The organism is Alcanivorax sp. HI0044 (assembly GCF_001634945.1).
Window position 1 is genome coordinate 1 of the sequence record NZ_LWEZ01001984.1, and the last position, 793, is coordinate 793.

A 793-nucleotide genomic window follows, 5' to 3' on the forward strand; every position below is an offset into this window, starting at 1 on the left:
TCACAATAATGAAAGGATGCCAGCGACCTATGCAGTGGCGCTCTGTACCTTACTGGGTACCTTCTCTCTTCTTCGCAGCGGTAGTTACCCTGCAAGGCTGTTCCCTGGCCCATGTTGACGACAACCTGCCCTATGGTGTCCTCAACAACAATGACCTGCAGCTGGTCGAAGACGGCCTGCCCACCTATTTGCTGATGGTCGATGGCCTGATTGAGAACTGGCCGGAAAGCGAATCCCTGCTCAGCAGTGGCGCGGACCTTTATGGCGCCTACGCCGGCTTGTTTGTGGAAGACCCTGAGCGGGCCCGCAAACTTAGCGACAAGGCGCTGGGTTACGGTTTCCGTGCCGCCTGTGCCCACCACAAGGATTACTGCGATCTGCGCAGCCTGTCGGTGCCCGAATTCGAATCCCTGCTGGACGAGGCCGACAAAGGCGATGTGCCGGTGCTGTTTTCCCTGGGCAGCGCCTGGGCGGGTTATATCCAGCAGAACACCAGTGACTGGAATGCGGTAGCGGAACTGGGCCGGGTGGAAGCCATCATGGAGCGCATCGTGGCGCTGGATGATGGCTATCAGCACGGTCAGGCACATATGTATCTGGGGGTGCTGAACAGCATCCTGCCGGCGTCGCTGGGCGGCAAGCCCGAACAGGCCAAAGCTCACTTTGAAGAGGCGGTAGTACTGTCCGACGGCAAGAACCTGATGGCCCAGGTGCTGTATGCGGAAAAGTACGCGCGCCTGGTGTTCGATCGGGAGCTGCACGACCGCCTGCTCAATGAGGTGCTGGCGGCGGA

At 59.6% G+C, this 793-nt stretch carries 1 protein-coding gene; it reads left to right on the top strand.

The genetic code is table 11. The features are described from left to right. Positions 1–29: 29 nt before the first annotated feature. On the top strand, positions 30–793 hold a 764-nt coding region (locus A3730_RS29280; protein WP_063539445.1), incomplete at its 3' end, for a TRAP transporter TatT component family protein.